Below are 25597 nucleotides of genomic sequence, written 5' to 3'. Positions count from 1 at the left end.
CTTCCCCCGCCAACAGTGCACGGTGTTTGTCGGCATGATCACACCCAGCTCAGGTAAGCGCGGTTGTGGGCGATCAGCCGGTCGGTCAGCTGCTCGGCCAGTTCGTTCTGGCCGACCAGCGGGTGAGCTAGTAGCGCGTCGAAGACTCGGTCGCGACTACCGTCGAGCGCGGCCCGCAACGCGAGCTGCTCGTAGGCGGTGACGTGGGCGATCAAGCCCGCGTAGCGGGGTTCGACCGGCGGTTGCGGTAGTGGGCGCACCCCTGCGGCGCCCACCTCCGCCGGCACTTCGATCACCGCGTCGTCGGGCAGGAACGGCAAGGTGCCCTCGTTGCGGGTGTTGACCACCTGGATGCCGGTGTCGCCGGTGCCGAGCAGGGCGGCGAGCAGATGGACCGCGGCCTCGGAATAGAAAGCGCCGCCGCGGGTTCCGAGCAGTTCGGGCTTGGTGTCCAGGGTCGGGTCGGCGTACATGGTCAGCAGCTGCCGCTCGATGGCCGCGACCTCGGCGGCCCGGGAACCCTTCGTCGCGAGCTCCTCGACCACCACATCGTGCTGATAGAAGTAGCGCAGGTAGTACGAGGGGACGACACCGAGGCGCCGGATCAGCGGAAGGGGCAGCCGCACGTCGGCGGCGATCTCCTCGCCGAAGCCGGCGAGGAGCTCGGGTAACGCCTCGTGACCGGTGCCGGCGCCCGGATAGTCGAGCACGGTGACGCCACGGACCCAGGTGAGGTGATTGAGGCCGACATGGTCGAGCCGAATACACTCGGGGTCAACGCCCAAGTGCGCGGCGAACTTTCGCTGGAATCCGATGGCGACGTTGCACAGGCCGACCGCCTTGTGTCCCGCGTCCCGCAGCGCGCGGGTGACGATCCCGACCGGGTTGGTGAAGTCGATGATCCAGGCGTCCGGGTTGGCCCGGCGCACCTGCTCGGCGATCTCCAGCACCACCGGGACGGTGCGCAGCGCCTTCGCCAGCCCGCCGGCGCCGGTCGTTTCCTGTCCGACACAGCCACATTCGAGCGGCCAGCTCTCGTCCTCGTTGCGCGCGGCCTGCCCGCCGACCCGCAACTGGAGCAGCACCGCGTCGGCGCCGTCCACGCCGTCCGCGATCGAGGCGGCGGTGCTGACCCGCGCACCGTGGCCCTGCTTGGCGAAGATCCGGCGGGCCAGCCCCGCGATCAGCTCCAGCCGATCCGCGGCCGGGTCGACGAGAACCACTTCCTCGATCGGCAAACTCGCCCGCAGACGGGCGAATCCGTCGATCAGCTCCGGCGTATAGGTGGAACCACCACCGACTATGGCTAGCTTGAGTGCGCCCATCAGCCCTTGACCCCTGTCAGTGTCACGCCTTCGATGAAGGCTTTCTGTGCGAAGAAGAACAGGATGATCACCGGCGCCATCACCAGCAGGGTGGCGGCCATGGTGAGGTTCCAGTTGGTGTGGTGCGCGCTCTTGAACGACTCCAGGCCGTAGCTCAGGGTCCAGGCGCCCGGGTTCTCGCTGGCATAGATCTGCGGGCCGAAATAGTCGTTCCAGCAATAGAAGAACTGGAACAGCGCGACCGCCGCGATGGCGGGCTTGGCCATCGGCAGCACGATCCGCAGCAGGATGCGCAGCTCGCCGCAGCCGTCGATGCGGGCGGCCTCCAGATAGTCGTTGGGGATGGTCAGCAGGAACTGACGCAGCAGGAAGATGGAGAAGGCGTCACCGAACGCCAGCGGAATGATCAGCGGCCACAGCGAACCGGTGAGATGAAACTGCTTGGCCCAGATCAGATACATCGGGATGACCGTCACCTGCGGCGGCAGCATCATCATCGAAACCACGGCCATCAGCGCCAGATTGCGGCCACGGAACCGGAACTTGGCCAGCGCGTACGCCACCGGGACGCTGGACAGCAGCGTCAGCGCGGTACCGGCCACCGCGTACACCAGCGTGTTGCGCCACCAGGTGAGGAATCCCGGTGTGTCCCAGACCTTTACGTAGTTCCCCCAGTGCCACTCGGCGGGCCACAGATCGGCGGTGAGCGCCTGCCGGTCCGACATCACCGAGGTGAAGAAGACGAATACGAACGGCATCAGGAACAGCACCGCGCCCGCGATCGCGAACGCGTGCACGGCGATCCAGTTCAGCAGCCGCTTCCGGCGCGCACCCTCGGCCTCGACCGTCGGCACGGACACCGGCACCGGGAGCGTTGTCGTCATGGTCATCGCGCTGCACCTTTCGCCTGCCCTGACCCACTCATGCGTCCTCCTGCAAGAAGCCGGATTTGCGCCGCAGCAGCAGCGCGGTGAACGCCATCGACAGGGCGAACAGGATCACCGCGACGACACACGCGGACCCCAGATCGAAGCGCTGGAAGCCGAGGTTGTAGACCATCTGCGGCAGCGTCCAGGTGGAGCCGTGCGGATAGCCGGCTTCGAACGCCTCGCCCGAGTTGCCCGCCTTGCCGCTGGCGACCTTCCCGGCGACCATCGCCTGGGTGTAGTACTGCATGGTCTGGATCACGCCGGTGACCACCGCGAACAGCACGATGGGCATGATGTTCGGCAGCGTGACATACCGGAATCGCTGCCAGGGGCCGGCGCCGTCCAGCTCGGCCGCCTCGTACTGCTCCCGCGACACGTCCAGCAGCGCCGCGGTGAAGATGACCATCAGATCGCCGATCCCCCACAGCGCCAGCATGGTCAGCGCGGGCTTGGACCATTCCGGATCGGTGAACCAACCCGGTTGCGGCAGACCGAGATTGCCGAGCAGATGGTTGACCGGCCCGGTCCCCGGGTTCAGCAGGAAGGCGAAAGCGATGGTGGCCGCGACCGGCGGGGCGAGGAACGGCAGGTAGAACACCGTGCGGAAGAACCCGAGCCCGGTCTTGATCTTGGTGACCAGCAGCCCGATGCCGAGCCCGAAGACCACGCGCAGCGACACCATGATCAGCACCAGCCACAGCGTGTTGCCCAGCCCCTGCCAGAAGAAGGGGTACTTGGCCAGGACGTAGTCCCAGTTCTTCAGCCCGGTGAAGGTCGGCGCGGCGAACCCGTCGTACCTCATGAAGGAGAAGTAGAGGGTGGACAGCAGCGGGTAGGCGAAGAAGAAGCCGAACCCGATCAGCCACGGCGACAGGAACGCCAGGGTGCGCAGATTCCCCCGGCGGCGCTTGCGTTTCAGCGCCGCCGGAACGGTCGCGGTCATCGATGCCATCGCTACATCACTTCGCCTGGACGATCGCCTCGTCGATTTCCTTCGCGGTCGCGGCCAGGCCCGCCGCGAGATCGACCTTGCCCGCCTCGTACTCGTAGCCGAAGTTGCGCAGCGAAAGCTGGTACGCGCCACCGTTGATGCTGGACGGCGTGGTGGACGAGTTCGGGTTCTTGGCGATGTCGATGAAGGTCCGGAAGTTCGGATCCGCGGTCAGCTTCGGCGAATTCAGCGCCTCGATGGTGCTCGGCACGTTGTGGATGGCGTTGGCGAAGCTGACCACCGCATCGGTGTCGGTGGTCAGGTACTTCACCAATTGCCAAGCGGCGGTCTGCTTTCGGCTGGAGTTGGCGATGCCGATGATGGTGCCGGTCTGGTAGCCGCGGCCATAGGTGGCGGCCTGATCGTCCGGCACCGGGAAGGGCGCGGTGGCCCACTCGAAGCTCACCGGGTTCTCCGCGATCGAGGCGGTACGCCACTCGCCGTCCAGCGCCATGGCCACCTGCCCGGTGTGGAACGGATTCTTGGCGCTGAACTCCTCGCCGAAGGTGGTGCGGTATTTCTCCAGCCGGTCGTACCCGCCGAGCTTGGCGATCAGGTCCTTCTGCCAGGCGAACATCGCGGCGACCCTGGGATCGGTCGCGATGTTCGACTTCCCGTCCGCGCCGAAGTAGTCGACCCCGTACTGAGCCAGGTAGCGCGTGGCGGCGGTCTCGTAGCCGTGGTAATTCGGCAGGAAGCCGAGCTGCTTGAAGCTGTCCCCCTCGGGGATGGTCAGCTTGCGCGCCGCCGCCTCGAACTCACTGAATGTCTTTGGTGGCGAGGTGATTCCGGCGGCAGCGAAGGCGGTCTTGTTGTAGTACAGGCCGTAGGAATCGCCCAGCAGCGGCAGCGCGCACTGGTTTGCCTCGAACTGGCTGTATTTCAGCATCCCGGCCGGGAACGTCGTGGCCGGATCGATGCCGTCCTTCTGCATGAACGGCGCCAGATCGGCCCACACTTTGGCGGCACAGAACTTGCCGACATTGTCGGTGGTGAACGAGGACACCACGTCCGGGGCGTCGCGGCCGCCGCCGCGCAGCGCCTGCTCGAGCTTGTCGTCGGCGATATTGCCGACCGGTTTGACGTGAATGTTCGGATGCAGCTTCTCGAAGGCGGCGATGTTGTCCTCGATCGCCTTGACCTCGGTGTCCTGGCTCCAGCCGTGCCAGAAGGTGATGGTGACGTCCTTGCCCTCGGCCGATCCGTCGTCACCGCCGGTGGAACTCTGGCCGGTACAGGCGGTGAGCAACAGCGCGGTGGTCGCGCATGCGGTGAGGGCGGCGAGGGTGCGGCGAGTTGTTCTGCGCATGTGCGGTTCTCCTGGGTACTGCTGTTGTGCGGCGGATCAATGGGTCGAGAACACGGAGTCCCGCGTAGTGGCCAGCGCGCGTTCCAGCGCGCCGTGCAGTACCGGCGAGCCCGGCAGCGTGCTCGAACGCACCTCGGGACGCGGAAAGGTGAGTTCGGTCAACGCTTCTTCGACCAGCGCGCGCAGCCGTTCGCCACCGGCGGTCGGCACGTCGCCGGCCAGGATCAGCAGCTCGGGGTCGACCACCGAGACGATCGAGGCCAGGCCGAGCGCCAGGCGGCCCGCGAACTCGACCAGGAACGCGTCGCCGGAGCCCGGCGTCTCCAGCGCCTCGGCCACCACCCTGGCGGCGGTCGGCGCGGACAGTCCGTGCTGCTTGGCCAGCGCCAGCACCGCGGGCGCACCGGCCAATTGCTGGAAGCCACCGGAGTTCTTCCGGCGCACGTCGTGCACGATCGGCGCACCCGGCAGCGGCATGTAGCCGACTTCGCCCGCACCGCTGTGGAATCCGCGGTGCAACCGGCCGGCGATCACGATGGCCGCGCCGACGCCGACGCCGGTCCAGAGCAGCACGAAGTCCTCGCACCCCTGGGCCGCGCCGTGCGCCTGCTCGGCGATCGCGGCGAGATTGACGTCGTTCTCGATCGACACCGAGCAGCCGATCGCGTCCTCCAGCTCGGCGACCAGGCGCGGCGAGTGCCAGCCGGGCAGGTGGGTCGCGTAGCGGAGCTTGCCGGTGGCCGGATCGAGCGCGCCGCCGATGCCGATCACCACCTCGCAGCAGACGCCCTCGGCGAGCCCGGCCAGTTCGACCGCCTCGCCGACCGCCTCGCCCACCCTGGCGGTGGTTTCGGCGGCGGGCCAGCCCTTGGTGGAGACCTCGTGTTCGGCGAGCGTGCGACCGGTGATGTCCGCGACCGCGATGCGGATCCTGGAGGCCGTCACATCGAGTCCGGCGACATACCCGGCCGCCGGATTCACCTGGTACAGCTGCGCATTCGGCCCGGGGCCGCCGGCCATGGTGCCGACCGGGACGACCAGCCCCGCCGCCTCCAGCCGGCCGAGCAGCTGCGAGGCGGTCGGCTTGGAAAGGCCGGTGAGCGTGCCGATTTGGGTCCGGGACAGCGGGCCGTTGGCGAGCAGCAGCTCCAGCGCGGCGCGATCGTTGATCGCGCGCAGCAGGCTGGGCGTGCCGGCGAGGGTCTGCCGTGTGGCCACGCGACCCCCTCCCCTCACCCCGCACCGGGTGAACTATTAGGAAAGTTTCCAATTACTTTGAGGAGGGACTGTATGTCCGGTTCGACAGCCTGTCAATCGCTGTCCGCATAGCGGATACCCAAACGTCATGCGGCACAGGGCGCCGATTGACCTCAACCGTTGTTGAGGATCTAACCTCGTGACCGACCGAAGGGAAAGTCATGAGAATTCGCGAAGTAACCATCAGCACAACGGATCTCGATGCGGCGGCGGAGTTCTATCGAAACGTGCTCGAACTACCGGTCGTGGTCGGCGGCGATCAGGTAACGGTCGAAATCGGCCTCGGCACGCTCGTCCTGACCCGTGGCGAAACCTTCTCGGGTGCGCATCATCTGGCGTTCGGGATTTCCCCAGACGAGTTCGGGCTTGCGCGGAAGTGGTTGGGGCGCCGGGTCGAGCTGATCACGTCGAACGGCTCCGAGATCATCGAGGGGCCGCCCGGCTGGGATTCGCGCTCGCTCTACTTCCGCGGACCGGACGGCATCGTGCTGGAGCTGATCGCGCGAGCGGCCGATGCCGGAGTTCCCACCGGCACCGGTGCGACCCCGAGGCTGTTGTCGATCAGCGAGGTCGGGATCGGCGTGCCCGACGTTCAGCAAGCGGTCGGCGAACTCACCGAGACGTACGGTCTCGCCGCCTTCACGCCGCGGCTGCCCGCCTTCACTCCGGTCGGTGACCATGACGGGCTGATCATTCTGGTTGACCGGGAACGGATTTGGTTCCCGACCGAGGCCGACCGGCCGGCCAGGGCGGCGGTGGCGGTGCGCATCGATGCGCCGAAGAGCGGCGCCGTCCGCACCCTCGGCGAGACGGCGCGCATCGCCGGATGACCCGGATCAGCTGTGCGAGCCGCGGCGCTTGGCGTACGCCGCGCGGAGATTCGAGCCGACGCGCTTGGCCGTGTCCTGAGCCTGCTGTCCGCGTTCGGAATTGAGCAGCTGCCTGGCCGTCGCGCCGGTATGCCTGCCCGCGTCCTGCCCGATCCGGCGCAGCTGTGCGGCCTGGTTCGATTCGCGCAGCTGCCGGAGTCGTTCGTCCTCGGCGAGATGCTGCGCCTGTTCCCGCATGGCGCTGGTGACCGCGTGCATCCGGGCCAGACCGGCCTGCGCGCCGCGTTCGACGATGGCCGCGTCTTTGGCTGCCTGCCAAGACTTTTGGTACAACCCCGCGCGAACGACCGTCGTGCCGGCGAGGCGATCGATCACCGTCCGACCGCCCGCCAGCGGGACCGCGTTGCCGATCAGCGCCACCACGGCGACCACCCAGAGCACAAGGGAGAGCACGAACTTGCCCGCGAGCAGCGCGATGCAGGCGGCGGAGTACAACCCGACATCCACCATCGTGCTCGCGCAGGCCCGCCGGGCCGACTGCCCTTTGCTCAGCGCGCCTTGCGGATCCGCGAGCGACTGCACCCGGATGTCCAGCAAGAACTTTCCGAGCGTGCGCCCCTTCCAGGCGAGCGCGGCGAACTGGTAGGCGAACACGATCAGCACCAAGGCGACGAACGCCTCGGTGACGAGCAGCAGGATCTCACCGAAGACGTCCCACCCGAACGCTTTTCCCGCACCGCCCCAATCCCCGTTCGCGCGGAACAGGCGCCAGCCGCCCTCCTGCGCGAGCCCCGGCCAGCTGGAGAGGTAGTCGGCGATCCGATAGTGGGTCACCGAGCCGAGTAGCACCGCCGCGCAGATGATGAGGCCGAAATCGATTGCCCAGGCGGCGATTCGCCGACTCGCCGGAGCCCGGTCGGGTGGCGGGATGTGCTCGGCCATCGTGTGCACCTCTTCGCAGTGCCGGGACCCGGCGCTCTGTGTTTGCTCTAACAGATTGCTCGCTGCGACGAGGCCGCACCATCGGCCGAACAACCGACACGACGGCGGTCCATGAGGTGTCGTGGCTCGAGCCGAGCCGGGCGCGCTACGCGGAGACGCGCGGGGTGTTCGTGGTGTGCACGTCCACGGCGACGGCCCGGCGACGCGGGGCCGGGCGGCGCTGGGCCAGGTGCGCGGCGACCACTACGCCGTGCGTCGCGATCACGACGGCCGACGCAGTACCGATTCCCACCAGTAGCAAACCCACGACAGATACCGATCCTTCCGAAGCACTGTTTTCGCCGGCGCGCTGTGCACCGTCCGGCGATATGCCCCGGACCCGACCACCCAAACAATGTGTGATCCAGAACACAGCGGTTCGTCGGTCGGCCACCGCGACGCCCGTACGCTGACCTGGTGATCACCTGTGTAGTGGAGTACGTGATCGATCCCGCGAAGATCGAGGCCTTCGAACGATTCGGGCGCCGATGGATGGAGTTGGTGCGGCGCCACGGCGGCACCCACCACGGCTACTTCCTGCCCGGCGAAGGGGCCAGCGACAAGGCGATGGCGCTATTCAGTTTCGCCAGTCTCAGCGCCTACGAACAGTACCGGGAGTTGTTCGGCGTCGACCCCGACTTCATCGCCGCGGATCGCATCCGGGACGAGAGCGGGTGCGTGCTGCGCTACGAGCGCACGTTCATGCGGCCCATGCTCCCGGATCCGGCGTAGCTCAGTCGCGGACGTGCACCGGCACGTCGTCGGCCCACGGCTGGCGGGTCACCATGTCCGCGACGTTGACGAACCCGCGTTCGAACTCGCCGGTGGCGGCGTCGACGAGCCGGTATTCCTGCGTCCCCCGGTGGATCGGCTGGGCGTCGAGCAGCACGACGCGCACCTCGCCGGGCTCGAACCGGCAGCGCCGCTGCATCGCGGCGATGAGCTGCTCGTTGTGCATGTGCCCGTCGCCGAAGTTCCAGCCGATGGCGGTGCTACAGATGCGTTCGCCGTCGGTGATGGTGTACTCGTCCTCGCGACCGTCCGCCATGGCGCGATGGACGAGGGTGAACAGGGCGCGGCCGTGGGTGTTCATCGCGCGGAAGGCGTATCCCATGAACATCGGGATCACCGCGCGGTCCTTGCCGTAGAACCGCTCCAGCTGCGCCTGCGGCATGCTGGCGATCGCGACGATCCCCTGCCCGATCTTGGCCGCCGCCGACGGCTTCACGCACCACATGGTGGTATCCCAATTGCCCGCGTAGTAGCGCATGCCCGGCAGGAAGGAGATCTTGCGCGGGAACAGGTTTCCGGCGATCACCGTGCCGGCGATCACCACGAACAGCACCGCCACCGGCGCGGGGTGGTGCAGGTCGCCGAGGCCGAGATCGGCGTGCGCGACGAACAGCACCAGCACGCCGAAGATCATGAAGACGTTCCACTCCAGCGGCACGCCCATCGGCACGGCGGTCAGGATGCCCAGGTGGAAGCCGACCATCACGATCGCCGCGATCGTGGTCACGAGACCGCCGTGGGAGAAGAACAACACCAGCGGGACCAGCATCTCGACGACCGTCGCGCCGTGCGCGAAGATCCGGGACAGCCTGCCGGGGCGCAGGTCGTCGGGGAAGTTCTCGAAGAACCTGCGTTTCCACGCCTTTCGCCGGAACACCGGACTGTTGGACATCATGGTGGACACCACGAACGGGAAGTGCTTGTTCAGCTTGGAGGTCGCGGCGCCCATCCAGATCACCAGGAAGACCACCTTGGCGGCGACGATCATGTCGACGCCGGTGAACAGGAAGGTGACCGCGAGGGTGGCGTACACCTCGCCGCGGGCCGCCAGGAAGATCACCTTGTCGCGCAGGCCGAGCACCGCGAGCACACCGAGCACCGCCAGGATCTGCCACACCGGCAGCAGCCCCACCGTCGTATCCAGCTCGCGCACCGGGTCGGTCCCGTCCGACAGCAACGCGATCACGGTCAGCACCAGCAACGCCGCGTACAGCACGACATCCAGTACCGAACGAGTGTCGCCCTTGGTCAACGGAATTCGGCCCGGCCAGGGCGGCAGCCGAATGGTCTTGGGCCGCAACCAATACAGGATCGAGCCGAACGGCGGAAAGAACCGGTTGTTCAGCGGCCCGAATCCGCAGCCGAGCCCGACCACCTCGAACAGCAGCGTGTACAGCACGACCTTCTGGAAGACGATCGGCTCCGACCACCACGCATCGACGGCGGTGAACCCGTCGATGCCCTTGGTGGCCAACACGATCAGCCAGCCGCCGAGCACGTAGAGGACGATCTTGGCGACGTAGAACAGGTGCAGCGCGACCGGCGTCCCGAAGCCCACCTCGGCCCAGTGCCTGGCCATCGGCCGGATTCGTTCGCCGCGGGTGCCCTTGCTCCACTCCGCCAGATCGACCACCGGCAGTTCGGGTTGCAGAAAGCCCATAGCGCACGCTCCGACTCGACGACACCGAGGCGCCCAGCCGAATCGGGGACCTCGCGGTCCCTCGAACATTCGCAGGAACTGCAACGTGTGTCAATTCTGCCCGGCGGATTCGCCGGACGCGGACCTGGGGTAGCCGGGATAATCGGGTGGGGGTGCCCGATGCGGCACCGGCCGAGAGGAGACCACGGTGTCGGACTCGCACAGTTCCCGGTCGTTCGCGGTGGGCACCATGGCCGGGGTCAATCCGCCGCTGAGCGCCTCGCGCCTCCTGGTGCGGCTGGCCAAGCTGGGTCGGCTGGATTCCATCCTGGCGCCGGATCATTTGATCAGCGTGTTCCCCAGGGCCATCTGGGATACCGACTTCACCCCGCAGGCGAAGGTGGTCCGCAGCCCGGACGAGCAGTTCGATTACGCACCGCTGCTGGCCACTCTGGCCGCCGGCGCCGGCCGGGTGCAGCTGGGCGTCGGGGTCACCGATCCGATCCGCAGGCATCCGGTGCTGCTCGCGCAGACGTTCCTCACGCTGGCGCACCTGACGAAGACGCCGCCCATCCTCGGACTCGGTTGCGGCGAACGGGAAAACCTCGATCCCTACGGATTCGCCTGGGACCGGCCGGTCTCCCGGCTGGCCGAGGCGCTCCAGGTGCTGCGCACCGCGCTGACCGCGACGGAGCCCTTCGACTTCACCGGCAAGTACTACCGGATCGACGGCGCGCCAATGGATTTGACCGCGCCGGCGGACCGGATGCCGCAGATCTGGCTCGGCGCGCACGGTCCGCGCATGCTGGAACTGACCGGGCGTTACGCCGACGGCTGGTATCCGTGGGAGGCGATGTCGCCCGACGAGTACGGGCGACGACTGCAGGTGGTGCACACCGCCGCCCGCGCCGCGGGGCGCGATCCCGAGGCGATCGTCCCCGCCACCATGATCTCCATGCTCACCGCGCGCACGCCCGCAGGCATCCGGAGACTGATGCGCCACCCCGGGATTCGCTACATGGCGCTGCTGGCGCCGGACGCGGTGTGGGCGCGCTGCGGTGCGAAACATCCGTTCGGCGAGGGATTCCGCGGCCTGATCGATCTCATGCCGCATCGGCTGACCAAGGCCGACGTGCAGGAGGCGATCGCGCAGGTGCCGGACGAGGTGCTGCACGAATGGCTCATGATCGGCACTCCCCCAGAGGTTCTCACCCGCATTCGCGAACTGGCCGACGCGGGATTGCGGCATGCCGTCGTGTTCCCGACGGCCGCGCTGGTATCGAGCGCCGACGCGGCGTTCGGTTACGGTGTCGTGCTCTGGCTGGCCGCGCGGTTGCGCCGGGCCGGGTGAGGTCCTGGGACAGGGGCGGGCGGGTCGGGAATGATGGGACCTTATGGTGGATTACGCGACGATATTCGAGCGGGTTCGGGGATCCCTGCTGGGTGGGGCGGTCGGCGACGCGCTGGGGTGGCCTATCGAGTTCTTGAAGCTGGAGCAGATTCGGGGGCGGCACGGCGAAAGCGGGGTGACCGGGTTTGTGCCGCAGGCGAATATGGGTGCGCCGCAAGAGATTACCGACGATACGCAGATGACGTTGTTCACCGCCGAAGGGTTGTTGCGGTCGGCGGCGGGGGCGGATCCGGTGCCGGCGTTGCGGCGGGCTTATCTGCGCTGGTTGCGGACTCAGCAAGAAAGCGGGCCCGCGGACCACACCGATGGCTGGCTGGCGAGCCTGCCGTTTCTGTATGCGTCCCGGGCGCCGGGAAACGCGTGCATGTCCGGGCTTGCCCGGCAGGCGCGCGAATATCATCCGCCGGAGCCGTTCGGGGCGGAAGGGCCGGTTAATCCGCATTCGAAAGGCTGCGGCACCGTGATGCGTTCCGCGCCATTCGGATTGGCCGGAATGGGCGCTGATCAAGCGTTTGTCCTGGCGGCGCGGGCGGCGCAACTGACGCATGGACATCCGACGGGGTACCTCGCGGCGGGCGCGTTCGCGGCGATTCTCGATCGGGTGGTCAGCGGAGTCGAGTTGCCGATCGCGGTGCGGGAGACGATCGGTCAGCTCGCGGGGATTCCGTCGAGCGAGGAGACGGTGGCGGCCTTGACCCGGGCCGTCGAGTCGGCGGCGGAGGCGCCCACCGCCGAACAGGTGGAGCGCGTCGGGGCGGGCTGGATCGCCGAGGAATGCCTGGCCATCGCGGTGTATTGCGCGCTGCACTCGGTCGAGAGCGGCGATATCCGGGCGGCGCTGCTGCTCTCGGTGAACCACTCCGGCGATTCGGACTCGACCGGCGCGGTCGCGGGCAACCTGATCGGCGCCGTGCACGGGGTCTCCGCGCTGCCGATGGATCTGGTGTCCACGGTCGAGGGACGCGATGTGCTGATCCAGGTCGCCGACGACCTGGTCATGAACTTCGGCGTCGGCGACCGGTCGGGGCTCGAAGCACGCTACCCGATCGACGAGAGCCACTAACCCGGCGCACCGAAAACGGCTGTCCGCGAACCGGATTTCCGGCGTGGACCGCCGTCCGTTGCCATGCCGAAGTAACGACTCGGCTCGGCTCATCGATGATCGACAAGATCGTGGGGGTGGAATCGACGGAGGAGACGAGATGAAGGCAATTGTTCTGGCGTTCGCGGCCGTGGCCGCGATCGGCGCCCTGACCGGGTGTTCGGACACCGCGAAGAGCCCGGCCGCGAGCACCGCGCCTGGCACGAGTGTTCCCGGTGCCGCAGGCACCGGGCCGACGGGTGCGCCGCGGAGCGGTTCGACCGCGGCACCGGAGACGGCTGGCGCCGACGCCACCACGAAGCTGCCGAGCCGCGACGACGCGACCGTCGACGCGCGCGACTATCAGAGCGGGGACAAGTACTACTTCCAGTCGCCGAGCGGAAACATCATGTGCGGCTTCGTCGAGGCCGACTCCCTCGGCACCGGCTGCCAACTGGAGCACGCGTCGGTGGTTCCGGCCGAACTGCCCGATTGCGGCACTCGCGCCAATCGTGCGGTGGCGGCGCAGGTCGTGGGCGGCAAGGCGAAGTTCCTCTGCACCAGCCAAGGCATCTTCGTCGGACCGCCGCTCGACGGCGGTAGCAAGGGCGGCGGCAAGGTGCTCGGCTACGGGCAGACCCTCATCGTCCGCGGCACCGCATGCACGTCGACGCAGGCCGGGATCAGGTGCGATCAGGGTGGGCACGGATTCTTCATCGCGGCCGACGCGCAGTCCTTGTTCTGACCGACGGCACGAGCAGTAGCCTGCGGCCGCCCAATAGTTCTGTGCCGCAGGCTTATACGCTCGGCATCTACCAGTCGACGATGCCGAGCTCGTGCAGCTTGCGGAATACCAGCATCGAGCCGGGCGCGACGTGGTCCATCGCGGCGTACTCGCTGACCGTGAAGTAGCGCAGCTCGGCGATCTCGCTGGTCGGCTGCGGTTCGCCGTCCAGTTCGGCGGTGAAACAGGTCATGTGCAGCTGCGTGCCGGGCGCGTAGCCCACCGCCTGGGCGGTGAAAACGCCCAGTTCGTCGAAGGAAACGACGCCGACGCCGAGTTCCTCGCGCACCTCGCGGCGCAGTGCTCCCTCGGGCGTCTCGCCGGGGTCTATCTTCCCACCCGCCATGTAGAAGATGTCCTTGCCGATCGATCGCGCCTGCAACAGACGACGATCCCTGACGTGGGCCAACGCGGCTGTGCGAATCACGGGCCCACCCTACTTTTCCGGCGGGGACCGGGGTCAAGCGAGTATTCCCCGCCGGGCGGCTCAGCGGTACTGGACGTGTACTGCACCCGGTCAGCGTCACCAAACAGGTTCGGCAACCACTATCGTGACGGAGCGAAACTGTTGAATTGGCGAGAGGCACGGGGGAATACACGTGAACACCACGCAGGGTGGCTGGTCCACCCTCCCATCGGAGCCGGAGCGCGAGGCGCACAACCGCAAGGTGCTGGCCGCCTTGATCGCGGGCGGCGTGCTCTTCGCCCTCGTCGCGGCGGTCTGCGTCGGGATCGTCGCCCGCGACCTCACCAAGGACGTCATCGGCACGCCGAAACCGGTCCAGAACGCCAGCCCGCTCCCCGTGGCCGAGCAACTGCCCGCGACCCCCGCGGGGGTGACCGACAACGGCGCGATCCGGATCGGCGACCCGGCCGCGAAGGTCGTCGTGCGCGTCGTCGCCGACCTGCAATGCCCGGCCTGCCAGATGTTCGAGAAGGCCAACGCCAAGGCGCTCGAGGACGCCGCGACCGGCGGTTCGGCCATCGTCGAGTACAACATCATCTCGTTCCTGGACCGCGCGTCGACGACCCAGTACTCGTCCCGGGCCGGCAACGCGTCCTACTGCGTCGCCGAGGCCGACCCGTCGAAGTACCAGGGCTGGCTGGCCGCGATGTTCCAGAATCAGCCCGCCGAGGGCGGTGACGGCCTGCCCGACGAGCGCCTGCTGGAGCTCGCCAGGGACGCCGGCTACACCGATCCCGCAGTGGCCCAATGCATTACCGACCGCAAGTACGACCCCTACCTCCGCACGAAGACCAAGGAACTCCTGGCCGGCGGCATCACCTCCACCCCCTCGGTATTCGTCAACGGCAAGCAAGTCACCGAACCCCAGCCCCTCTTCGGCCCCGAAGGCCTCACTCCCCTGATCACCGCTGCGCGATAGTGAGTGGATTGCCGCGTTAGTGAACGTTATTCGGCACTATCGGCTAGTTTGCACGCTATGAATTCACGCTGGGGCGCTGCGCTCGCCATCTCCGTCCTATCGCTGTCCGGCCTGGTCGCGGGTACCGCCCCGGCCTCGGCCGGTGCGCCCGTGGTGTCGTGCAGCTTTACGCCGACCGCGCCGGACAACGCCGCGGCCCGGCCGGTGGTGTCGCCGCCGCCGGTCGCGCTGGCCGTCGGCACCATGGACGTGACCTTCCAGTTCAACTACGGGCCGGTCACCGTGCGACTGAACCGCGCCGGGGCCGCACCGTGCGCCGCGCAGAACATGGCAAGCCTGGTGCTGCAACGCTTCTACGATCAGAGCCAATGCTGGCGGCTCACCGACAGCGCCCGCCTCGGCGTCTTGCAGTGCGGCGATATCTACGAGGTGGAGAAGGGCGGCCCCGGCTACCAGTTCCCCGACGAGGTCGACGGCACCGAGACCTACGAGCGCGGCACGGTCGCGATGGGCAATCAGGGCCCCGGCACCAACGGCAGCGAATTCTTCATCGTCCACTCGTTCGCGCATATTCCGGCCAACTATTCGGTGCTCGGCCAGGTCGTGAGCGGCATGGACGTGCTGGATCGGATCGTCGCCGCCGGCATCACGCCGACCGAACGCGGCGAGCGGGATGGACTGCCGGCCCAGCCGGTTCTGATCAATAACGCCAGGTTGGGCTAGCTACACCGATCGGCGGATTCCGCGAGACCCCATAGTTGGGGTGCGCTGCGCGACAAACGCTTTCACCGCACGGTGCGGTAGCTTCGTACGAATGAGTACATCCCAGGACAGTGTGCAATGGAAACGTGGAATCAGCGGCGTGCTGGTGGCCGGTGGCGTGGTCGCCGGTGTGCTGGCCGGATCGGCGCCCGCGTCCGCGGACAGCGGGCAGCCCGCCGGCAACCAGCTCGGCACGTCCGCGGTGGCGGATGACGGGTGCACCTTCTCCTCGGTCGGCGGCTCGTGCTCCGATCCGGGCCCGGTCGGCAATGCCCTGATCAACTTCCGCAATTGGCTCAAGAGCATGGGCTACGGAACCGGAAGTTCCTCGGGGACCGCGTACTTCCTCTGATGGTCGAGAATTCGCAGAGCTGATGCCGGAGATTCCCGAGTGGTCGAGACAACGTCCGTGGGGCGTGCGGGTCGACTGGGGTTTGGCGGGTGCGCGGGCGTCAGGGGCGGATAGCGCGGCAGTTGTCGTCGTCGACGTGCTGTCGTTCACCACGTCGGTGTCGGTCGCGGTCGAGGCGGGCACCCGGGTATTCCCCTACCCGTGGCGGGACGAGACCGCCGCGGCGTTCGCGACCGACCGGGACGCTCGGCTGGCCGTCGGGCGCACGGCGGTGTCCGCGCAGCAGCCGTGGTCGCTGTCGCCCGCGGCGCTACGCCGGGCGCCCGCTCCGGCCCGCCTGGTGCTGCCGTCGCCGAACGGATCGGCGATTTCGGCCGCGGTCACCGGAGTGCCGGTGCTCGCGGCCTGCCTGCGCAACGCGTCCGCGGTCGCCCGGTGGATCATCCGGCAGGGCTGGGGCACCGTCGAGCGGCCGGTCGCGGTCATCGCCGCCGGCGAACATTGGCCGGGTCAGGACGTGCTGCGGCCCGCGATCGAGGACTGGTTCGGGGCCGGCGCGGTCAGCTCGGCGCTCGCCGCGAACGGGGCCGGACCGCTGTCACCGGAGGCCTCGGCGGCCGCGACCACCTATGCCGCGACCGCCGACGTGCCGTCGCTGATCTCGCACTGCGCCTCCGGCCGCGAGCTGGCCGACCTCGGATTCCCCGACGATGTCGCGATCGCGATCGAAATCGACGCGGGCCGGACCGTTCCACTGCTGGTAGACGGGGCATTCGTCGACGCGGCACACTGAGTGGCGGACAATGATGACCGAAGTGTGACGTCCGGCCACGCGGGGACTTTCCCACCTGGAGCCCGGGTTATACGTGGGGCCGATATGAGGAGGTCATGTGGCACCGGAATACAACAGGAATCCCGCGGCCGTCGCCGCCCTGTCCCCTGAGCAGTACCACGTCACCCAGGAGAACGGGACCGAACGCGCATTCACGGGCGAATACTGGGACAATCACGAACCCGGCATCTACGTCGACGTGGTGTCGGGCGAGCCGTTGTTCGCCTCGGTCGACAAGTTCGACAGCGGATCGGGCTGGCCGAGTTTCACCAAGCCGATCGACGCCGCGAATGTGGTCGAGAAGCGCGACTTCAGCCATCTGATGATCCGCACCGAGGCGCGGTCCGCGCACGGTGGCAGCCATCTCGGGCACATCTTCACCGACGGGCCGAAGGCCGAAGGCGGCCTGCGGTACTGCATCAATTCGGCGGCACTGCGTTTCGTCCACCTCGACGACCTCGAGGCGGAAGGGTATGCGCAGTATCGGACCCTGTTCACGAAGGAGGACGCGTGACCGACACGCGCAAGGCGATTTTGGCCGGCGGATGTTTCTGGGGCATGGAGGAATTGATCCGTAAGCAGCCCGGGGTGTTGTCGACGCGGGTCGGCTACACCGGCGGCCGCAACGATCACCCCACCTACCGCAACCACCCGGGTCACGCGGAGGCCGTGGAGATCATCTACGACCCCGCGCAGACCGACTACCGTGCGCTGCTGGAGTTCCTGTTCCAGATCCACGATCCGACCACCAAGGATCGGCAGGGCAACGACATCGGGAGCAGCTACCGTTCGGCCATCTTCTACCTCGACGAGGAGCAGAAGCAGGTCGCGCTGGACACTATCGCCGACGTGGACGCCTCCGGCCTGTGGCCGGGCAAGGTGGTCACCGAGGTGACGCCGGCGAGCGAGTTCTGGCAGGCCGAGGCCGAGCACCAGGACTACTTGCAGAAGTACCCGGACGGATACACCTGCCATTTCCCCCGGCCGGGCTGGAAGCTGCCCAAGCGGGAGAACGCCGCGCAGTAACGCGTCGAAGACGCTGGGGCGCAGCGTAACCCAGTGACGCGCAACCAACTGCGCCACCTGATTCAGGTGGCGCAGTTGTCGTTTGCGGGCCGGCCCGTGCTCACCGGTGAACTGCCGCGGGTGTAACCCCGTGCTCTACCTAGTAGGGAGCGCGGTTACACCGGGCGCAGAAGGCAGGCATCGTGGGACGAACGGGAGCCGGGTCCGCACGGGAGGAACCCGGGGCGGACCGGGAGTTGCGGCTGGTCTCCGGCGACGGTTACCCGGACTGGGAGGCCGTGTACCGGGACAACGTCTCCTGGGTGTTCGCGCTCATGTTCACCAAGGTCGGCAACCGGCCGGACGCCGAGGACCTGACCGCGGAGGTATTCATGGCCGCGCTGCGGCCGCTACGGGTGTCGGCGAGCGTGGCCGAGGTGCGCGCCTACCTGCGGGCCACCGCGCGCACCGTGCTGGCGGGGTACTGGCGGACACGGATGGGACGGGAGATCACCACGATCGAGGACGACATCGTCGACGATCGGCCCGCGCCGCAACCGCCGGACCAGGGTTCCGCGGCGCGCGCACAGGCCGTGCTCGAGCGGCTGCCGGATCGCTATCGCCGGATTCTGGAACTACGGTTCCTGCAAGGGTTGTCGGTGCGCGACGCGGCGAGCACGCTGGGCGTCAGCGTCGCGAACGCCAAAGTGCTGCAGCATCGAGCATTACAGATGGCGGCGCGCAAGAGTACGGGAGGTGCCCCGTGAGCGGGCGAGACGTGCGGTGGTACGTCGAGCGGTTGCTGGCCGGACACCGTCCCCGATCGTTTCGGCCCGATGCGGAGGAGGCCGAGCAGATGCGGACCGCCATCGATCTGCGGGCCGCGCGGCTCGGCAGTCAGGCGCCCAGCGAGGAATTCCTGGCCGATCTCCACCGGCGGCTCGCCGCCGAAATGGAGGACGCCGCAACGGAATCCCGGCCGGACGGAGCGACCGCGCGGCGAAACGTGCTCATCGGCACTTCCGCGGCCGCGGTAGCGGCGGCCGCCGGTGCGGCGATCGACCACGCCGTGGGCGATCGGCCCACGAATGCGCCTGCGGCACAACAGTCTTTGACACCGAACAATGGCGCGTGGCACGCGATCGCGGCGAGTTCCGACCTGCCGGAGGTCGGCATCATCCACTTCGATGTCGGTACGCTGAGCGGATTCGTGCGGCGCGTCAACGGGATTGCGACGGCGGTGTCCGGTGTATGCACCCATCAGGGCTGCAAGTTGTGGCTCGACGCGCCCGTCGCCCGGCTCCGCTGCCCCTGTCACACCACCTCGTTCGCCGCCGACGGGCAGGTGCTCGAGCATCAGCTGCCGATCGCGCCCACGCCGTTGCCGCGGCTCGAGGTGCGCGAAAACAACGGCACGATCGAGGTATTCGCCCCGACCCAGCCCGGCTGACACCGCCGCCGGTGTAACCCCGGTCGCTATCTGTCGGTGAGAGGCCCGCACCCCGCGGGTCATCCCCGGATGGAGGACCGGATCGATGAGACGTATTCCTGGCGGCCGACGAATGATGGTCGCGGTCGCGGCGGCAGCACTGGTGGCGACGGTGAGTGCGTGCGGTGGCGCGCGCCCGGACACTACCGCGCCGACACCCGTATTCGCTTCCGGCACAGCGACTCCCGGCTTCCCGCCCGGCGGCCCGACAGCCGGAGCCATGCCGGGGATGTCGATGCCGCCACCGACGCAGGGTGCCGCGCCGACCGGGCCGAACGCCGTGAACATCGACGGCTTCGCCTTCACGCCCGCGACGCTCACGGTCAAGGCGGGCACGACGGTTACCTGGGTCAATCACGACGAGGAGCCGCACACCGTCGCCGCCACAGACGGCGGATTCCACTCGCCCGGAATGGGTGCCGGGGCCACCTACTCGTTCACCTTCAGCAAGGCGGGCACGTTCGCCTACATCTGCTCGATCCATCCGTTCATGAAGGCGACGGTGGTGGTCACCCCATGAGCGAGCAGCAGGAACACCGCGACCCGCACGGCATGACCCGGCGGCAACTGATTCGGCACAGCGCCTGGTTCGGCGCCGCGGTCGGGCTGACCGTGGTCGGCGGCGAGGTCATCTCCCACGTCGCGGGCAGCGCGCCGAGCGCCGCGGCGGACACTCGGCCGACGCTGCGGTTCGCGCAGCTCAGCGACAGTCACATCGGATTCCAGGGGACGGCCAACGCCAATGTGACCGATACCTTCACCGAGGCCATAAACCAGGTCAACTCGCTCGGCTACCAACCGGATTTCGTCATCCACACCGGAGACCTCACCCACCTGGCCACCGCGGAACAGTTCGACCAGGTCACGCAGATGATGAAGGGGCTGAACACCCCGCACGTGTTCACCGTTCCGGGAGAACACGATTCGACCGACGACGGTGGGCAGCGGTACCTGTCCGCGTTCGGCAGGGGCACCCGCGGCGACGGCTGGTACAGCTTCGACATCGCGGGCGTGCACCTGATCGCCCTGGTGAACACGTTGAACCTGCAGAATCTCGGGCATCTGGGGCAGGACCAGCTGGAGTTCGTGCGCAAGGACGTGGCCGGGTTGTCCAGCGACACACCGATCGTGGTGTTCAGTCATATCCCGTTGTTCGCCATGTACCCCCAATGGGGTTGGGGTACAGACGATGCCGCTCAGGCACTGAGCTACCTGAAGCGGTTCTCCTCGGTCACCTGCCTCAACGGGCATGTGCACCAGCTGTTCACGAAGACCGAGGGCAACATCACCTTCTACAGCGGCACCACCACGGCCTATCCCCTACCCAGGCCCGGCGACGGACCGGTACCCAAGCCGGTGACCCTGCCCGCCGGAAAACTGCACGACTCCTTAGGGATTCGCGAGGTCACCTATCACAAGGGACAGCAGCTGCTGGCGATCAAGGAGCAGACCCTCAAATGAGCAAGAACTTCTCAGCAGCCGATCTGCTGCTACGCGCCGGCATCAGCGTCGGCCTCGCGGTCAGCGGCTACCTCCACGCCGACCTCTACGCCCACGGCTACCGCTACATCCACCTCATCGGCCCGTCGTTTCTGCTCCAAGCCGCAGCCTCGTTCGCACTCGCGCTCGTCCTGCTCCTCGGCCCCTGGACCTTGCGCGTGGCCGCCGCCCTGCTCGCCGTAGGCGCGCTGACCGCGTTCGTATTGTCCCGCACCACTGGCCTTTTCGGATTCAGCGAGATCGGATGGCAACCCACCCCGCAAGCGGCCCTGAGCGTGATCGCCGAAGCAACCACCCTCGTCCTCTGTGTGGTTTCACTACTGATGCTGCGCCAGCGCATCGCCGAACCGGCCAACGCCATGCACGAGAGTCCGGTCTGACAAAGTCTGCGACACCGGCGGCGTAGGTTGGACGCTCTCCTCGATGTGCTTTGCCTACCCCGGCCGGGGGCGCTAGGTCCGGCCGCGGTGGGTCGTCCAGTCGGGTGGGCGGAGCACGCACGCGAGTCGTTCATGGAGGGTGTGGGAGTCGCGCAGGTCGCGCAGGATGTCGCGATAGCCGCTGACGCCGATGGTCAGGGGGTTCATGCTGTCGATGTGGTGGGCTAGTCCGAAGGTGGCGGGGTGGGTTTCGGGGACGAAGGTGCCGAACATGCGGTCCCAGATGATCAGGAAGGCGCCGTAGTTGCGGTCGAGGTAGTCGGGGTCGCTGCCGTGGTGGACTCGGTGGTGCGAGGGCGAGTTGCAGATGAACTCGAACCAGCGGGGTAGCCGGCCGATGGTCTCGGTGTGCAGGAAGAACTGGTAGGTCAGATCGACGGTGATGACGACGCCGATCATCGCGGGCGAGAAGCCGAGTAGCGCCAGCGGAATATTGAAGGCCAATTGCCATGGCGGCGCCCATTTCCGGCGCAGTGCGACCGCGAGATTGAAATACTGACTGGAGTGGTGCACCTGATGCCCGGCCCACATCAATCGAACCCGGTGGCTGGCCCGATGGCGCAGGTAGTAGAGCAGGTCGTAGCCGATCAGCAGGAGCGCCCAACTCCACCACTGCGACGCCGGCATCTTCAACGGTGTCAGGGCGTAGAGCGCCGAAATGCCACTGACCAGCGGGCCGATCTGCGTGATGCCGTGAATGATCACCGAGCCGAGGCCGAGTGCGAAGCTGTCGATGGTGTCGACGAGGCGATATCCTTTGGCCCGCCGAGCGCCCGGGCGCGCATCGAGCAGGCGGATCGCGATCACCTCGATCGCGATGAAGACCAGATAGATCGGCACGGCACCGACCGCAGCAGTGGTCGCGTGCTGTAGGAATTCGGCCGGCATGGCCGACCTCCCTCGAACTCGCCCAGATGTGCGCGGTAGTGGGCCTACCCGCGACGGGTCGATTCTATCCCCGGATCGCCTGCGCTTCTCGCGGGTCCGGGGCCGTCAGGTCCGGCGGGCGGCGCGAAGGTTCGGGTTCGTCTGTCGCCTAGCCTAATTCGACCTCGTCGTAGTCGACGGTCAGGCTGTGCCTGCGTTCCCGCAGCACGTTGCCCTCCCGATGGACGAGGCCCTCACCGAATTCGACGCGCAGCTTGGCCCGGCGCACGTAGACCTCGCGCACGACGCCGCAGATCCCGCTGAACGGACCCTCCGGGAAATGGACGACGTCGCCTGGCGCGTATTCGGTAAACCCCACGCTGCCACAATAATCCAAGTCGGCGCGGACGGACGGTGGCGAACGCGGGGGGCCGATCGACTCGCGTTATTCGTACCCGACGGTGTCACCGGTTCGGCTCACGATGCGCCGGACAGCCAGCGTCGAAGGCGGCTTTTGCGGCGCCGGGGCCAGCGGTTCGGATCGAACCAGTCCGGCAGTGGTTCTCGTGCGGAAAGCCAGGCGGGCGGGACGCCGATGATCGGGCCCGAGTCGGCGCCGGTGCCGGTGTAGGCGGCAACGATGCCGCCGACAATGGCGCTGGTGGTGTCGATATCACCGTCCGCCGCGAGGCACGCGGTGATGGCGGACGGATAGTCGGCCAGATGCGTTGCCGCGACCCATATCGTGAACGGCACCGTGTTCTGCGCGGTGACCTGAGATCCGTTGCCGAGTTCCGCCGCCGCCTGTTCGACGGAGGTACCGAGCAGGGCACGGGCGTGGCGAATCAGCCGGCTCGTCTCGCCGTCGCCCAGATGATCGAGCACCGTGGTGATGAATTCCGTTGGCGTCGGCCGCGTTCCGGCCAGCCGCGCATGCGCTGCCTGCCCCGCCGCGAGCCCGACCGCTACCGCCCCGGCCACACCTTCCGGATGCGTATGCGTCACCTGCGCCGACCGAACCGCCTCAGCTACTACTCTTTTCGGATCATCGGCGAAATAGGCGCCCAGCGGAGCGACCCGCATCGCACCACCATTGCCACAGGACCCCTGCCCGTCGTACGCCGCCCCCGCCACCTCCCGCCAGTCCGCGCCGTCCCGAATCCGGCGCAAGGTACTCACCGCGATGAACCCGTAATCCCGCCCCGGATCGAACCGCCGCGCAAACCCAGCGGCCAGCCGATCCTGATCGATCCCACCCCGAGCACCCAGCTCGGCCACCACCGTGCAGGCCATCTCGGTGTCGTCCGTCCACCCCCACGGCCCCGCCGAGAGATTTCCACCCCGAACATCCCGAATCGACCGCCGCATCACCGGAAACTCCTGCCCCAACGAGTCCCCCACCGACAGCCCATCCAGCGAATCAAGCATCAAGTCGACATGCATCGCCCATGATCGTAACCACCACGCCCTTGGTCGGCCGCAACCCCTTGCCCCGAGGCGCCGGTGGGGTTCAAGGCTCGACGTAAGCGATTGCGACGGCCTGTGCCATACTGTGACTCGGCAGCACCGCGTTCGGTGCTCGGTCCCTTTGGCTGCGGTGTGAATCTGCCCGCGTTGCCACTCTCAGTACGCATTTCGCGGCGAGCGCATCGAATGCTCCCCTTCCCCGGCTCGGCTCCGTCATCGGATGCGACGAGCCGGTCTCGAGATCCGCAGCTGAAGCCACGCCTGCCCATCATGCTCCGGCCGTCACAGCCGACCCGGAGCCGCTATCAACGCACGAATGGAGCGAAACACTATGACTACCAACAGAATCACCGATGGTACCGAGCGAGAGCTCATCGAGAACACGCTCGATCACAACCGGGCGGCACTCATCGCCACCGTCCGCGGGCTCTCCGATACCGACGCCCGCCGCCGACTTGTCGCCTCGCTGACGACCCCGATCTCGGTGATCAAACACGCCGCCGCGGCGGAACGCATCTGGTTCCAACGGTTCTGGGCCGGACTCGACGAATCCGAGTGCGACGGGTACTCGAAACGCGACGAAGGCACCTTCACCGTGGCCGCCCACGAATCCGTCGCCGACGTGATCGCCGAATTCGAGCGCGCCAGCCAACGCTCCCGCGAGATCGCCGCGCGCTTCGACCTCGACGCCACCAAACACAACCCCCGCGAAGGCACCGTCAGCATGCGCTGGACCCTCCTGGCCATGATCGAAGAATTCGCCCGCCACGCCGGCCACGGCGACATCCTCCGCGAACAGATCGATCAGCCCACAACCTGATCGCCGAACCCGCTGCGCTCTGTCCGGCCGGTCCCTGTCCGGCATTCGGCGGACAGACACCCCACACCGGCGGTGCGAGACTCGTTGGGTGAGTACGCATCAGCCGGGCGGGGATCGGAAGAGAGCCCACCCGGCGTCTGATGTGCAGCGCCTACGCCGATGGGCGGTCTCCGTCGCCATGTTCGCGTCCTGCAGCACAGCACTGGCACCGGGTATCGCGTCGGCCGACAGTTGTCTCCCGACGGCCGTGATCGGCGCCGCGGGGACCGGCCAGGGGCCCGCCTGGTCACCCCCGAACGGTGTCGGCAAGGACGAGTTGGACGCCCAAGTGGGCCCCCAGGTGCATGCCGCGATCACCGCGATCGCCGACCGGCTCGGTCCGCTGGAGGTCGGCGCGATCAACTATCCGGCCACCGGCCTCGAACCATTCGACACCGGTGCGGTGACGGCGAGGGTCGCCTACGACATCTCGGCCTACCGAATGAGCAAGGACCTCGGCTACTCCCGCGCCTACGAGAAGCTGAAAAAAGAAGCGGCGGAATGCCGTTCGAAGAAGTTCGTGCTGGTCGGCTATTCGCAGGGCGGCCACATCATGGGCGATCTCGCACAGTCGGTGTTCCACGGCAACGGGCCGGTCGATCGCAGCCGCATCGCGGCGGTCGTGCTCATTGCCGAGCCCGCTTACAACGGACCGTCGCCACGCACGACCGAGGCGATCTACAGCCAGGGCAAACTCACGCAGGATCAAGACCACTGGTCGATCGGCGGCTCGCTCGGGCAGCGAGCGGCCTTCGAGACCAACGACCCGGTGGTCTCGATCTGCGTGTACGGCGACCCCGTGTGCGACGGCAAAGATTTGTTCGGCCAGGATGGCAAGCCGAAAGCGGTCACCAATAAGGACATGCACTTCCTTTACCTCGGACACCCTTTCGAAGGCGTGAAAGACTTCGCGACCTGGGCCGGCGTCCAAGCCGCCAGGATCATCCAGCCGACCGATCCGCCCGGCCCGGCACCCGCGGAACTTCCCGGCAAACCCTCGACTCCCCCCGCCCCGGCGCCCCCGGCTCGGGAAGCGGTAACGATCGCCCAAGCGGACGCCAAAACCGTCACCGTCACTGTCGCCGACGCCGCGGGCGCGGGCCCGCGCGCGGTGCGCTGCTGGAACGCGACCGACGCGACCCATAACTGGAAGACGAACTACCTGGGCGAGATTCAGATCTCCATCCCGCGCAACGGCACGTTCACCGTCACCTGCCCGACCGCGCCCAAACCGGGGACGTTCTCGTTGGAATTCTTCAATTGGCGCTGGTCCCCGGCGATCCAATGGCGGTGAGTGGCCCGCAGCGCTG

30 protein-coding genes are annotated in these 25597 nt (G+C 67.6%); 18 read left to right on the top strand and 12 right to left on the bottom strand.

Annotated elements, in window-relative coordinates; all coding sequences use genetic code 11:
• Window positions 1-38: 38 nt before the first annotated feature.
• Genes ACFQ9K_RS38890 through ACFQ9K_RS38870 form a run of 5 tightly spaced genes read right to left on the bottom strand, consistent with a single transcriptional unit; the run spans window position 39 to window position 5772 of the window.
• Entirely contained in the window at window positions 39-1325 is a 1287-nt protein-coding gene (locus ACFQ9K_RS38890; protein ID WP_378718255.1) for a 6-phospho-beta-glucosidase, read from the bottom strand.
• Window positions 1325-2215 carry a carbohydrate ABC transporter permease gene (locus ACFQ9K_RS38885; RefSeq protein ID WP_378718257.1) on the bottom strand — a complete coding sequence of 297 codons (891 nt, stop codon included), beginning with the start codon at window positions 2213-2215 and terminating at the stop codon, window positions 1325-1327. Before ACFQ9K_RS38885 ends, ACFQ9K_RS38890 begins: the two co-directional genes overlap by 1 nt.
• Before the next feature lie 31 nt (window positions 2216-2246).
• Entirely contained in the window at window positions 2247-3206 is a 960-nt protein-coding gene (locus ACFQ9K_RS38880; protein WP_378718258.1) for a carbohydrate ABC transporter permease, read from the bottom strand.
• A gap of 7 nt (window positions 3207-3213) precedes the next feature.
• Complete coding sequence (locus ACFQ9K_RS38875) at window positions 3214-4554, bottom strand: extracellular solute-binding protein (protein WP_378718260.1); 1341 nt, start codon at window positions 4552-4554, stop codon at window positions 3214-3216.
• A 36-nt stretch (window positions 4555-4590) separates the two neighbouring features.
• Complete coding sequence (locus tag ACFQ9K_RS38870; RefSeq protein ID WP_378718261.1) at window positions 4591-5772, bottom strand: ROK family transcriptional regulator; 1182 nt, start codon at window positions 5770-5772, stop codon at window positions 4591-4593.
• Between the two features lie 200 nt (window positions 5773-5972).
• On the opposite strand from ACFQ9K_RS38870, the gene ACFQ9K_RS38865 reads away from it, so the two are divergent.
• Entirely contained in the window at window positions 5973-6641 is a 669-nt protein-coding gene (locus tag ACFQ9K_RS38865) for a VOC family protein (protein WP_378718263.1), read from the top strand.
• Window positions 6642-6647: 6 nt separating this feature from the next.
• On the opposite strand, the gene ACFQ9K_RS38860 is transcribed toward ACFQ9K_RS38865, so the two are convergent.
• Together ACFQ9K_RS38860 and ACFQ9K_RS38855 are read right to left on the bottom strand one after the other, a co-directional pair.
• Entirely contained in the window at window positions 6648-7583 is a 936-nt protein-coding gene (locus tag ACFQ9K_RS38860) for an RDD family protein (RefSeq protein ID WP_378718265.1), read from the bottom strand.
• 145 nt (window positions 7584-7728) lie between these two features.
• Entirely contained in the window at window positions 7729-7890 is a 162-nt protein-coding gene (locus ACFQ9K_RS38855) for a hypothetical protein (protein ID WP_378718266.1), read from the bottom strand.
• A gap of 149 nt (window positions 7891-8039) precedes the next feature.
• Here ACFQ9K_RS38855 and ACFQ9K_RS38850 point away from each other — a divergent pair, with 149 nt between their 5' ends.
• Window positions 8040-8354: an NIPSNAP family protein gene (locus ACFQ9K_RS38850; RefSeq protein ID WP_378718268.1), complete on the top strand. Its 315-nt coding sequence runs from the start codon at window positions 8040-8042 to the stop codon at window positions 8352-8354.
• Between the two features lies 1 nt (window position 8355).
• Here ACFQ9K_RS38850 and ACFQ9K_RS38845 read toward each other — a convergent pair whose 3' ends face one another.
• Window positions 8356-10074, bottom strand: a complete 1719-nt coding sequence (locus tag ACFQ9K_RS38845; RefSeq protein WP_378718270.1) for a DUF3556 domain-containing protein — start codon at window positions 10072-10074, stop codon at window positions 8356-8358.
• Window positions 10075-10261: 187 nt separating this feature from the next.
• Between ACFQ9K_RS38845 and ACFQ9K_RS38840 the strand changes: the two genes are divergently transcribed.
• From ACFQ9K_RS38840 to ACFQ9K_RS38830, 3 genes are all read left to right on the top strand, one after another.
• The gene (locus tag ACFQ9K_RS38840; RefSeq protein ID WP_378718272.1) at window positions 10262-11404 is read left to right on the top strand and encodes an LLM class flavin-dependent oxidoreductase; all 1143 of its coding nucleotides are present in this window, start codon (window positions 10262-10264) and stop codon (window positions 11402-11404) included.
• 43 nt (window positions 11405-11447) lie between these two features.
• Entirely contained in the window at window positions 11448-12527 is a 1080-nt protein-coding gene (locus tag ACFQ9K_RS38835) for an ADP-ribosylglycohydrolase family protein (protein ID WP_378718273.1), read from the top strand.
• Between the two features lie 139 nt (window positions 12528-12666).
• A complete protein-coding gene (locus ACFQ9K_RS38830; RefSeq protein WP_378984323.1) occupies window positions 12667-13290 on the top strand; it encodes a DUF6636 domain-containing protein in 624 nt (207 codons plus the stop codon).
• Between the two features lie 67 nt (window positions 13291-13357).
• On the opposite strand, the gene ACFQ9K_RS38825 is transcribed toward ACFQ9K_RS38830, so the two are convergent.
• Window positions 13358-13756 (bottom strand): NUDIX domain-containing protein, encoded by a 399-nt coding sequence (locus tag ACFQ9K_RS38825; protein WP_378723923.1) that lies wholly within the window; start codon window positions 13754-13756, stop codon window positions 13358-13360.
• Window positions 13757-13928: 172 nt separating this feature from the next.
• Between ACFQ9K_RS38825 and ACFQ9K_RS38820 the strand changes: the two genes are divergently transcribed.
• The 11 genes from ACFQ9K_RS38820 (at window position 13929) to ACFQ9K_RS38770 (ending at window position 21034) form a co-directional block, all read left to right on the top strand.
• On the top strand, window positions 13929-14714 hold the full coding sequence (locus tag ACFQ9K_RS38820; RefSeq protein WP_378723920.1) for a DsbA family protein: 786 nt from the start codon (window positions 13929-13931) through the stop codon (window positions 14712-14714).
• A 57-nt stretch (window positions 14715-14771) separates the two neighbouring features.
• Window positions 14772-15437 carry a peptidylprolyl isomerase gene (locus ACFQ9K_RS38815; RefSeq protein WP_378723917.1) on the top strand — a complete coding sequence of 222 codons (666 nt, stop codon included), beginning with the start codon at window positions 14772-14774 and terminating at the stop codon, window positions 15435-15437.
• Between the two features lie 91 nt (window positions 15438-15528).
• Window positions 15529-15828 carry a hypothetical protein gene (locus ACFQ9K_RS38810; RefSeq protein ID WP_378723914.1) on the top strand — a complete coding sequence of 100 codons (300 nt, stop codon included), beginning with the start codon at window positions 15529-15531 and terminating at the stop codon, window positions 15826-15828.
• Between the two features lie 22 nt (window positions 15829-15850).
• On the top strand, window positions 15851-16621 hold the full coding sequence (locus ACFQ9K_RS38805) for a 2-phosphosulfolactate phosphatase (protein WP_378723912.1): 771 nt from the start codon (window positions 15851-15853) through the stop codon (window positions 16619-16621).
• 97 nt (window positions 16622-16718) lie between these two features.
• The gene (msrB, locus tag ACFQ9K_RS38800; protein ID WP_378723910.1) at window positions 16719-17174 is read left to right on the top strand and encodes a peptide-methionine (R)-S-oxide reductase MsrB; all 456 of its coding nucleotides are present in this window, start codon (window positions 16719-16721) and stop codon (window positions 17172-17174) included.
• Window positions 17175-17218: 44 nt separating this feature from the next.
• A complete protein-coding gene (msrA, locus tag ACFQ9K_RS38795; protein ID WP_378723930.1) occupies window positions 17219-17686 on the top strand; it encodes a peptide-methionine (S)-S-oxide reductase MsrA in 468 nt (155 codons plus the stop codon).
• Between the two features lie 182 nt (window positions 17687-17868).
• A complete protein-coding gene (locus ACFQ9K_RS38790) occupies window positions 17869-18432 on the top strand; it encodes an RNA polymerase sigma factor (RefSeq protein WP_378723907.1) in 564 nt (187 codons plus the stop codon).
• Complete coding sequence (locus ACFQ9K_RS38785) at window positions 18429-19115, top strand: ubiquinol-cytochrome c reductase iron-sulfur subunit (RefSeq protein ID WP_378723904.1); 687 nt, start codon at window positions 18429-18431, stop codon at window positions 19113-19115. Before ACFQ9K_RS38790 ends, ACFQ9K_RS38785 begins: the two co-directional genes overlap by 4 nt.
• An 85-nt stretch (window positions 19116-19200) precedes the next feature.
• Window positions 19201-19674 (top strand): cupredoxin family copper-binding protein, encoded by a 474-nt coding sequence (locus ACFQ9K_RS38780; RefSeq protein ID WP_378723901.1) that lies wholly within the window; start codon window positions 19201-19203, stop codon window positions 19672-19674.
• Complete coding sequence (locus ACFQ9K_RS38775) at window positions 19671-20615, top strand: metallophosphoesterase family protein (RefSeq protein WP_378723899.1); 945 nt, start codon at window positions 19671-19673, stop codon at window positions 20613-20615. Before ACFQ9K_RS38780 ends, ACFQ9K_RS38775 begins: the two co-directional genes overlap by 4 nt.
• Window positions 20612-21034 carry a hypothetical protein gene (locus ACFQ9K_RS38770; RefSeq protein ID WP_378723896.1) on the top strand — a complete coding sequence of 141 codons (423 nt, stop codon included), beginning with the start codon at window positions 20612-20614 and terminating at the stop codon, window positions 21032-21034. The genes ACFQ9K_RS38775 and ACFQ9K_RS38770 overlap by 4 nt, the downstream gene beginning before the upstream one ends.
• 72 nt (window positions 21035-21106) lie before the next feature.
• Here ACFQ9K_RS38770 and ACFQ9K_RS38765 read toward each other — a convergent pair whose 3' ends face one another.
• The 3 genes from ACFQ9K_RS38765 to ACFQ9K_RS38755 form a co-directional block, all read right to left on the bottom strand.
• Window positions 21107-21982: a sterol desaturase family protein gene (locus ACFQ9K_RS38765; protein ID WP_378723893.1), complete on the bottom strand. Its 876-nt coding sequence runs from the start codon at window positions 21980-21982 to the stop codon at window positions 21107-21109.
• Between the two features lie 148 nt (window positions 21983-22130).
• A complete protein-coding gene (locus ACFQ9K_RS38760) occupies window positions 22131-22340 on the bottom strand; it encodes a hypothetical protein (RefSeq protein WP_378723891.1) in 210 nt (69 codons plus the stop codon).
• A 98-nt stretch (window positions 22341-22438) separates the two neighbouring features.
• Complete coding sequence (locus ACFQ9K_RS38755; RefSeq protein WP_378723888.1) at window positions 22439-23404, bottom strand: ADP-ribosylglycohydrolase family protein; 966 nt, start codon at window positions 23402-23404, stop codon at window positions 22439-22441.
• Between the two features lie 355 nt (window positions 23405-23759).
• Here ACFQ9K_RS38755 and ACFQ9K_RS38750 point away from each other — a divergent pair, with 355 nt between their 5' ends.
• A complete protein-coding gene (locus ACFQ9K_RS38750; RefSeq protein WP_378723885.1) occupies window positions 23760-24248 on the top strand; it encodes a DinB family protein in 489 nt (162 codons plus the stop codon).
• A gap of 88 nt (window positions 24249-24336) precedes the next feature.
• On the top strand, window positions 24337-25581 hold the full coding sequence (locus ACFQ9K_RS38745; protein WP_378984319.1) for a cutinase family protein: 1245 nt from the start codon (window positions 24337-24339) through the stop codon (window positions 25579-25581).
• Window positions 25582-25597 lie beyond the last annotated feature (16 nt).

It is taken from the genome of Nocardia sp. NPDC056564 (assembly GCF_042793755.1).
In the GTDB taxonomy this organism is placed as follows: Bacteria; Actinomycetota; Actinomycetes; order Mycobacteriales; family Mycobacteriaceae; genus Nocardia.
This window is presented reverse-complemented; position numbering and strand designations above follow the sequence as displayed.

What these genes read in the sequence shown, in the direction of transcription:
- ACFQ9K_RS38845 (WP_378718270.1), bottom strand. Translation starts at nt 10,074, where the DNA reads ATGGGCTTTCTGCAACCCGAACTGCCGGTGGTCGATCTGGCGGAGTGG.
- ACFQ9K_RS38815 (WP_378723917.1), top strand. Translation starts at nt 14,772, where the DNA reads ATGAATTCACGCTGGGGCGCTGCGCTCGCCATCTCCGTCCTATCGCTG.
- ACFQ9K_RS38880 (WP_378718258.1), bottom strand. Translation starts at nt 3,206, where the DNA reads ATGGCATCGATGACCGCGACCGTTCCGGCGGCGCTGAAACGCAAGCGC.
- ACFQ9K_RS38805 (WP_378723912.1), top strand. Translation starts at nt 15,851, where the DNA reads ATGCCGGAGATTCCCGAGTGGTCGAGACAACGTCCGTGGGGCGTGCGG.
- ACFQ9K_RS38780 (WP_378723901.1), top strand. Translation starts at nt 19,201, where the DNA reads ATGAGACGTATTCCTGGCGGCCGACGAATGATGGTCGCGGTCGCGGCG.
- ACFQ9K_RS38875 (WP_378718260.1), bottom strand. Translation starts at nt 4,554, where the DNA reads ATGCGCAGAACAACTCGCCGCACCCTCGCCGCCCTCACCGCATGCGCG.
- ACFQ9K_RS38890 (WP_378718255.1), bottom strand. Translation starts at nt 1,325, where the DNA reads ATGGGCGCACTCAAGCTAGCCATAGTCGGTGGTGGTTCCACCTATACG.
- ACFQ9K_RS38755 (WP_378723888.1), bottom strand. Translation starts at nt 23,404, where the DNA reads ATGCATGTCGACTTGATGCTTGATTCGCTGGATGGGCTGTCGGTGGGG.
- ACFQ9K_RS38810 (WP_378723914.1), top strand. Translation starts at nt 15,529, where the DNA reads ATGAGTACATCCCAGGACAGTGTGCAATGGAAACGTGGAATCAGCGGC.
- ACFQ9K_RS38765 (WP_378723893.1), bottom strand. Translation starts at nt 21,982, where the DNA reads ATGCCGGCCGAATTCCTACAGCACGCGACCACTGCTGCGGTCGGTGCC.
- ACFQ9K_RS38830 (WP_378984323.1), top strand. Translation starts at nt 12,667, where the DNA reads ATGAAGGCAATTGTTCTGGCGTTCGCGGCCGTGGCCGCGATCGGCGCC.
- ACFQ9K_RS38835 (WP_378718273.1), top strand. Translation starts at nt 11,448, where the DNA reads ATGGTGGATTACGCGACGATATTCGAGCGGGTTCGGGGATCCCTGCTG.
- ACFQ9K_RS38775 (WP_378723899.1), top strand. Translation starts at nt 19,671, where the DNA reads ATGAGCGAGCAGCAGGAACACCGCGACCCGCACGGCATGACCCGGCGG.
- ACFQ9K_RS38770 (WP_378723896.1), top strand. Translation starts at nt 20,612, where the DNA reads ATGAGCAAGAACTTCTCAGCAGCCGATCTGCTGCTACGCGCCGGCATC.
- msrA (WP_378723930.1), top strand. Translation starts at nt 17,219, where the DNA reads ATGGAGGAATTGATCCGTAAGCAGCCCGGGGTGTTGTCGACGCGGGTC.
- ACFQ9K_RS38750 (WP_378723885.1), top strand. Translation starts at nt 23,760, where the DNA reads ATGACTACCAACAGAATCACCGATGGTACCGAGCGAGAGCTCATCGAG.
- ACFQ9K_RS38865 (WP_378718263.1), top strand. Translation starts at nt 5,973, where the DNA reads ATGAGAATTCGCGAAGTAACCATCAGCACAACGGATCTCGATGCGGCG.
- ACFQ9K_RS38885 (WP_378718257.1), bottom strand. Translation starts at nt 2,215, where the DNA reads ATGACCATGACGACAACGCTCCCGGTGCCGGTGTCCGTGCCGACGGTC.
- ACFQ9K_RS38860 (WP_378718265.1), bottom strand. Translation starts at nt 7,583, where the DNA reads ATGGCCGAGCACATCCCGCCACCCGACCGGGCTCCGGCGAGTCGGCGA.